Raw genomic sequence first — 7078 nt, 5'->3', positions numbered from 1 at the left:
AGCGGAGGGGGGGGGGAAGAAGGGAAAGGGAAAAGGGGAAGAGGGGGGGGGGGGGGGGGGGAGGGGCCTCCCCCGCCCTCCCCCCCCCGGTCCTCGTTCCAATCGGCCCCTGCTGGTTGTCGGTGGTCTCGCGTAGGCTCGCTGTAGCAATCACCGAACGACGGGAAGGGGGCCCTCAGTGCTCATCGACACCTACGGCCGGGTGGCCACCGACCTGCGCGTTTCGCTCACCGACCGGTGCAATCTGCGGTGTACGTACTGTATGCCGGAAGAGGGCCTGCAGTGGCTGGCCAAGCCCGACCTGCTGACCGACGACGAGATCGTCCGGCTGGTACGGATCGCGGTCACCGACCTCGGTGTCACGGAGGTCCGCTTCACCGGCGGCGAGCCGCTGCTCCGCCCCGGCCTCGTCGGCATCGTCGAGCGCTGCGCCGCCCTGGAGCCCCGCCCCAGGATGTCCCTGACCACGAACGGCATCGGGCTCAAGCGCACGGCCGCCGCGTTGAAGGCCGCCGGTCTCGACCGGGTCAACGTCTCCCTCGACACCCTGCGGCCCGACGTCTTCAAGACCCTGACCCGCCGCGACCGCCACCAGGACGTGCTCGACGGCATGGCCGCCGCGCGCGACGCCGGGCTCACGCCGGTCAAGGTCAACGCCGTCCTGATGCCCGGGCTCAACGACGACGAGGCCCCGGACCTGCTCGCCTGGGCGGTGGAGAACGGATACGAACTCCGCTTCATCGAGCAGATGCCACTCGACGCCCAGCACGGCTGGAAGCGCGACGGCATGATCACCGCCGGGGACATCCTGGAGTCCCTGCGGACGCGCTTCACCCTGACCGCCGAGGGTGCGGACGAGCGGGGCTCGGCCCCCGCCGAGCGCTGGGTCGTGGACGGCGGACCGCACACGGTCGGGGTCATCGCCTCCGTCACCCGCCCGTTCTGCCGGGCCTGCGACCGGACCCGGCTCACGGCCGACGGCCAGGTGCGCACCTGTCTCTTCGCCACCGAGGAGACCGACCTGCGGGCGACGCTGCGCTCGGACGCGCCGGACGCCGAGGTCGCCCGCATCTGGAAGCTGGCGATGTGGGGCAAGAAGGCCGGATCGGGCCTGGACGACCCGAGCTTCCTTCAGCCGGAGCGGCCGATGTCAGCGATCGGCGGCTGACTCCCACTCCGCGAGCGGGACGACGTCCTTCAGGAACCCCCGTACGCCCAGGAACTGGGAGAGATGCTCACGGTGCTCCTCGCAGGCGAGCCAGGTCTTGCGGCGCTCCGGCGTGTGCAGCTTCGGGTTGTTCCAGGCCAGTACCCACACGGCGTCGGCGCGGCAGCCCTTTGCGGAACAGGGCGGCGTCTCGATCGGGGTCTCGTCACTCACCGGATTGATCACACGATCATTGTCCAACAATGGCGATGCCGAGCAGCCACGGGGGGAGCTGCCCGGCATCGGTCCGTCGCTCCGACGGGGGATGCGGAGCGCGTAGGCAGTATGTCACGGGGGATGGGGTGCGGTGCACCGGAACTTCATCATTGATCTGAGCTTTTCTTGAGCTTTGACTCGCGATGGTGATCAACTCTGTTCGGGCGGATGCTCCGCCTGCGGTTCCGCGGTGGCGGCCCCGGTGGAGAGCTCAGGACGCGTCGGTCCCGGTACGAACGTGGAGGGGAGAGTCGGCGGCTTCTCCCGCCCGGCGTTCGCGATGACCACCGCGACATAGGGGAGCACCGCACCCAGCACCAGAGCCACGACGGCCACATGGCGCTCGACGTTCCAGAGGAGGACCGCGGCGATGACGGACAGCGTCCGCACCGACATCGAGATCACGTACCGCCGCTCCCGGCCGCGGACGTCGTCGGCCAGGCCCTGACGGGCCCCGGTGATTCGGAAGACCTGTGTCCCGCCGTGCTTCCGCATCGCATTCCACCACCAGCGTCCGCGCCGGACCCTCCCCGGTCCGGACCTCTCTCCACGGTACGCCCGCCGCCCGAGACGGTGGAGACCGGGGCACGTATGGCGCTCTCCGACATGCGCCGTATGACGGATGAGCCGAGACTGGGCCCACATGCGCAGATCGCGCCGCCTGAGGAGGCGACCATGAGTTGGTTGTGGGCAATCATCGTGGGCCTCGTGCTCGGTCTGATCGCCAAGGCGATCATCCCGGGGAAGCAGCAGATCCCACTCTGGCTGACGACCGTGTTCGGCATCATCGGCAGTGTTCTCGGCAACTCCGTCGCGACCTGGATCGGTGTCGAGGACACGAAGGGTATCGACTGGACGCGGCACCTGCTCCAACTCGCCGGCGCGGTGCTCGTGGTCTTCCTCGGCGACATGGTGTGGAACGCGATCAGGGGCAACAAGCAACGAGCGTGAGGGGGGCCGCCCGAAGGGGCAGGTCCGGCACTCTCGTCCCCGCGCCCCTTCGGGCGACGGCAGTGCGGGACGGGACCCCGCCCCGGAGCCCGGGCGCGGAACGGGAGCGGAACGGGAGCGGACCGTGTCCGCCGCGCCGTCCGGTCCTCCCGGCGGGCGCGGGCGGCGCGCCGTCGGCACCGTGGCCGTCCGCGGACCCCCGCCATGCCGGAGGCCGGTACGCGCGTCGTGCGCGTACCGGCCTCCGGCGTGCCATGGCCGGATGCCGGCCCTGGCCCCTGGGTGTCAGCCCTGTGTGTCGACCTCGATCGCCGCCAGGTTCTTCTTGCCCCGGCGCAGCACCAGCCAGCGGCCGTGCAGCAGCTCGTCCGCGGACACCTCGGCGTCCTCGGCGGTGACCTTCACGTTGTTCACGTACGCCCCGCCCTCCTTCACGGTCCGGCGCGCACCCGACTTGCTCGGCGCCAGGCCGACCTCGACGAACAGGTCCACGACCTGTCCGAGCTCGGCCACCCGCGCGTGCGGCAGCTCGGAGAGCGCCGCGGCCAGCGTCGCCTCGTCCAGTTCGGCCAGGTCGCCCTGACCGAAGAGCGCCTTCGACGCGTTGATGACCGCCGCGCACTGCTCGGCGCCGTGCACCAGCGTCGTCAGCTCCTCGGCGAGCGCCCGCTGCGCGGTCCTCGCCTGCGGCCGCTCGGCGGTGAGCCGCTCCAGCTCCTCCAGCTCCTCGCGGGACTTGAAGGACAGGATCCGCATGTACGTCGAGATGTCCCGGTCGTCCACGTTCAGCCAGAACTGGTAGAACGCGTACGGCGTCGTCATCTCGGGGTCCAGCCAGACGGCCCCGCTCTCGGTCTTGCCGAACTTCGTGCCGTCCGCCTTGACCATCAGCGGCGTCGCCAGCGCGTGCACCTCGGCACCCGGCTCAAGCCGGTGGATCAGGTCGAGCCCGGCCACCAGGTTGCCCCACTGGTCGGACCCGCCCTGCTGCAGCGTGCAGCCGTGACGCCGGTACAGCTCCAGGAAGTCCATGCCCTGCAGCAGCTGGTAGCTGAACTCGGTGTAGCTGATGCCCTGCTCGGACTCCAGGCGCCGTGCGACGGAGTCCTTGGTCAGCATCTTGTTGACCCGGAAGTGCTTGCCGATGTCCCGCAGGAACTCGATCGCGGACAGGCCCGCGGTCCAGTCCAGGTTGTTCACCATGACTGCCGCGTTCTCCCCCTCGAAGGAGAGGAACGGCTCGATCTGGCTCCGCAGCCGGTTCACCCAGTTCGCCACCGTCTCGGGGTCGTTCAGGGTGCGCTCGGCCGTCGGCCGCGGGTCGCCGATCTGGCCCGTGGCCCCGCCGACCAGCGCCAGCGGCCGGTGACCGGCCTGCTGGAGCCGGCGGACGGTGAGCACCTGGACCAGGTGGCCGACGTGGAGGCTGGCCGCGGTCGGGTCGAAACCGCAATAGAACGTGACAGGACCGTCCGCGAGAGCCTTGCGCAGTGCGTCCTCGTCGGTGGACTGGGCGAACAGCCCGCGCCACTTGAGCTCGTCGACGATGTCCGTCACGATTCCCGGTCTCCTTGCTCGATGGTTGTCACGCCGTGACTCAGTCTATGGGGGTCAGACACCCTTGCTGACCGAGCTCATGTTGAAGTCCGGCACCCGCAGCGCCGGCATCGCCGCCCTGGTGAACCAGTCGCTCCACTCGCGCGGCAGCGTCTTCTCGGTCCGGCCCGCCTCCGAGGCCCGCGACAGCAGGTCCACCGGCGACTCGTTGAACCGGAAGTTGTTCACCTCGCCGACCACCTCGCCGTTCTCGACGAGGTAGACGCCGTCCCGGGTCAGACCCGTGAGCAGCAGCGTCGCCGGGTCGACCTCACGGATGTACCAGAGGCAGGTCAGCAGCAGACCCCGCTCGGTGGAGGCCACCATCTCCTCCAGCGAACGCTCGCCGCCGCCGTCCAGGATCAGGTTCCCCGCCCCCGGCGCCACGGGCAGCCGAGTGAGCGCCGCGGTGTGCCGGGTGGTGATCAGATGCTCCAGCCTGCCCTCACGCACCCAGTCGATCGGCATCAGCGGCAGACCGTTGTCGAAGACGGAGGAGTCGTCGCCCGAGGAGTGCGCGATCACGAAGGGCGCGGACTCCAGACCCGGCTCGTTCGGATCGCTGCGCAGGGTCAGCGGCAACGGGGAGAGCGTCTCGCCGAGCCGCGTACCACCGCCGGGCTTCGAGAAGACCGTACGGCCCTCCACCGCGTCGCGGGCCGCCGAGGACCACAGCTGGTAGATCAGCAGGTCGGCCACGGCGGTCGGCGGCAGCAGCGTCTCGTACCGGCCGGCGGGCAGTTCGATCCTGCGCTCCGCCCAGCCGAGCCGCTTCGCCAGGTCGGCGTCGAGCGCCCCCGGGTCGACGTCCTTGAAGTCCCGCGTGGAGCGCCCGGCCCACGCGGACCGCGAGCGGTCGGGCGACTTGGCGTTGAGCTCCAGGGTGCCGTTGGGCTGGTCGTGCCGCAGCCGCAGCCCCTTCGACGTACCGAGGTAGGTCGAGGTCAGCTCGTGGTTGGCGAAGCCGTACAGCTCGCGGCCGCCCGCCCGGGCGCGGGCGAAGGCCTCGCCGAGCGCGGGCGCGAAGTCCGTGAAGACGGCGGAGGTGGTCTCGGCCGGCGCGTCGGTGAAGTCCGGCGAGGCGTCCACGCCTTCGACCAGCGGCTGGGCGTCCTCGGCGGGACCGGCGGCCCGTGCGGCGGCCTCCGCCGCCCGCACCAGGGGCTCCAGGTCGTCGACGGTCACGGCGGAGCGCGAGACCACACCCGACGCCGTCCCCTGCGCCCCGTCGACGGTCGCGACCACGGTGAGCGTACGGCCCCGGGTCACGCCGTTCGTCGTCAGCGCGTTGCCCGCCCAGCGCAGGTTGGCGGAGGACTCCTCGTCGGCGATGACGACGCACCCGTCCGCCCGGGACAGCTCGAGTGCCCGCTCGACGATCTCGTACGGCTTGGTGAAACGGGAGCTCATCGACCGGCCTCCTGCGTGGTGTTCAAACGGTGCTTGCCCGGGGGACGACCCCCGGACCCCCGGCAGATTCCGTGGTGACCGGTCATCGTCCCGCCTCCTGCGTGGTGTTCAAGATGTTGACGCCCCGGAAGAGGGCGGACGGGCAGCCGTGGGAGACCGCCGCGACCTGGCCCGGCTGGGCCTTGCCGCAGTTGAAGGCGCCGCCCAGGACGTACGTCTGCGGGCCGCCGACCTTCTCCATCGAGCCCCAGAAGTCGGTCGTCGTCGCCTGGTACGCGACGTCCCGCAGCTGCCCGGCCAGCTTGCCGTTCTCGATGCGGAAGAAGCGCTGCCCGGTGAACTGGAAGTTGTACCGCTGCATGTCGATCGACCACGAGCGGTCGCCGACCACGTAGATGCCCCGCTCGACGCCCCCGATCAGATCCTCCGTGGAGAGGCCGCCCGGGTCGGGCCGGAGCGAGACGTTCGCCATCCGCTGCACCGGCACATGGCCGGGGGAGTCGGCGAACGCGCAGCCGTTCGACCGGCCCAGGCCCGTCAGCTTCGCGATCCGCCGGTCCAGCTGGTAGCCGACGAGCGTGCCGTCCTTCACCAGGTCCCAGCTCTGCCCCTCGACGCCCTCGTCGTCGTACCCGATCGTCGCGAGACCGTGCTCGGCCGTGCGGTCACCCGTCACGTTCATGATCGACGAGCCGTACGCCAGCTTCCCCAGCTGGTCGAAGGTGGCGAACGAGGTCCCGGCGTACGCCGCCTCGTACCCCAGCGCCCGGTCCAGTTCGGTGGCGTGGCCGATCGACTCGTGGATCGTCAGCCAGAGGTTCGACGGGTCGACCACCAGGTCGTACGTCCCCGCCTCCACGCTCGGCGCGCGCATCTTCTCGGCGAGCAGCTCCGGGATCCGCTCCAGCTCCGTGTCCCAGTCCCAGCCGGTGCCGGTCAGATACTCCCAGCCCCGGCCGACCGGCGGCGCGATCGTCCGCATCGAGTCGAACTCGCCGGTCGTCTCGTCGACGGCGACGGCGGTCAGCTGCGGGTGCAGCCGGACCCGCTGCTGGGTCGTGACGGTGCCCGCCGTGTCCGCGTAGAACTTGTTCTCCTGGACGGTCATCAGCGAGGCGTCCACGTGCGCCACGCCGTCCGCCCGCAGCAGCCGCTCGCTCCACTCGGCGAGCAGCGCGCTCTTCTCGGCGGCGGGGATGTCGAAGGGGTTGATCTCGTAGGCGGAGATCCAGGTCTTCTCCGCGTGCACCGGCTCCTCGGCGAGCTCCACCCTCCCCCAAGGACTCTGTCCAGGGGGTACCCCCACGTCGGACCCGGCCGCCGCGATCACCTGGGCGGACAGCTTGGCCATGGCGACGGCCTGTGACGCGACCCGCGCCGCCCCGTCCATGGTCAGGTCGACCCCGGAGGCGAACCCCCAGGCTCCGCCGTGCACCACCCGCACCGCGTATCCGAGGTCCGTGGTGTCCGACGACCCCGAGGGCTTGGCGTCGCGCAGCCGCCACGAGGCGCTGCGCACCCGCTCCAGACGGAAGTCGGCATGATCGGAGCCGAGGGCACGCGCGCGTGCGAGCGCCGCGTCGGCGAGCGCCCGCAGCGGCAGCGCCGTGAAGGCCGCGTCGATGGAATGGATGCCAGATGGCACAGCTGTCTCCTGTCGTGTGAGACCGGTCATCCCCGATCATGTCGCGCTTTCGG

7 protein-coding genes are annotated in these 7078 nt (G+C 70.8%); 2 read left to right on the top strand and 5 right to left on the bottom strand.

Annotated elements, in window-relative coordinates; all coding sequences use genetic code 11:
- Nucleotides 1-178 precede the first annotated feature (178 nt).
- Nucleotides 179-1168 carry a GTP 3',8-cyclase MoaA gene (gene moaA / locus ACFUJR_RS31485; protein WP_383181590.1) on the top strand — a complete coding sequence of 330 codons (990 nt, stop codon included), beginning with the start codon at nt 179-181 and terminating at the stop codon, nt 1166-1168.
- Here moaA and ACFUJR_RS31480 read toward each other — a convergent pair.
- Together ACFUJR_RS31480 and ACFUJR_RS31475 are read right to left on the bottom strand one after the other, a co-directional pair.
- On the bottom strand, nt 1151-1381 hold the full coding sequence (locus ACFUJR_RS31480) for a hypothetical protein (protein ID WP_383181588.1): 231 nt from the start codon (nt 1379-1381) through the stop codon (nt 1151-1153). The genes moaA and ACFUJR_RS31480 overlap by 18 nt on opposite strands.
- 192 nt (nt 1382-1573) lie before the next feature.
- Nucleotides 1574-1918: a DUF3099 domain-containing protein gene (locus tag ACFUJR_RS31475; RefSeq protein ID WP_383181585.1), complete on the bottom strand. Its 345-nt coding sequence runs from the start codon at nt 1916-1918 to the stop codon at nt 1574-1576.
- A gap of 180 nt (nt 1919-2098) precedes the next feature.
- Here ACFUJR_RS31475 and ACFUJR_RS31470 point away from each other — a divergent pair, with 180 nt between their 5' ends.
- Nucleotides 2099-2374 (top strand): GlsB/YeaQ/YmgE family stress response membrane protein, encoded by a 276-nt coding sequence (locus tag ACFUJR_RS31470; RefSeq protein ID WP_383181583.1) that lies wholly within the window; start codon nt 2099-2101, stop codon nt 2372-2374.
- A 285-nt stretch (nt 2375-2659) separates the two neighbouring features.
- Here ACFUJR_RS31470 and tyrS read toward each other — a convergent pair whose 3' ends face one another.
- The 3 genes from tyrS to ACFUJR_RS31455 form a co-directional block, all read right to left on the bottom strand.
- Entirely contained in the window at nt 2660-3931 is a 1272-nt protein-coding gene (tyrS, locus tag ACFUJR_RS31465) for a tyrosine--tRNA ligase (RefSeq protein WP_383180702.1), read from the bottom strand.
- A 54-nt stretch (nt 3932-3985) separates the two neighbouring features.
- Nucleotides 3986-5380, bottom strand: coding sequence for a metallopeptidase TldD-related protein (locus tag ACFUJR_RS31460; protein WP_383180699.1), 1395 nt, complete (start codon nt 5378-5380; stop codon nt 3986-3988).
- Nucleotides 5381-5462: 82 nt separating this feature from the next.
- Nucleotides 5463-7013, bottom strand: a complete 1551-nt coding sequence (locus ACFUJR_RS31455) for a TldD/PmbA family protein (protein ID WP_383180705.1) — start codon at nt 7011-7013, stop codon at nt 5463-5465.
- Nucleotides 7014-7078: the final 65 nt, after the last annotated feature.

Origin of the sequence: Streptomyces sp. NPDC057271, from assembly GCF_042668715.1 — a bacterium.
GTDB lineage: Bacteria > Actinomycetota > Actinomycetes > Streptomycetales > Streptomycetaceae > Streptomyces.
Note: the sequence above shows the minus strand (reverse complement) of the source record. Positions and strands in the feature narration are given on the sequence as shown.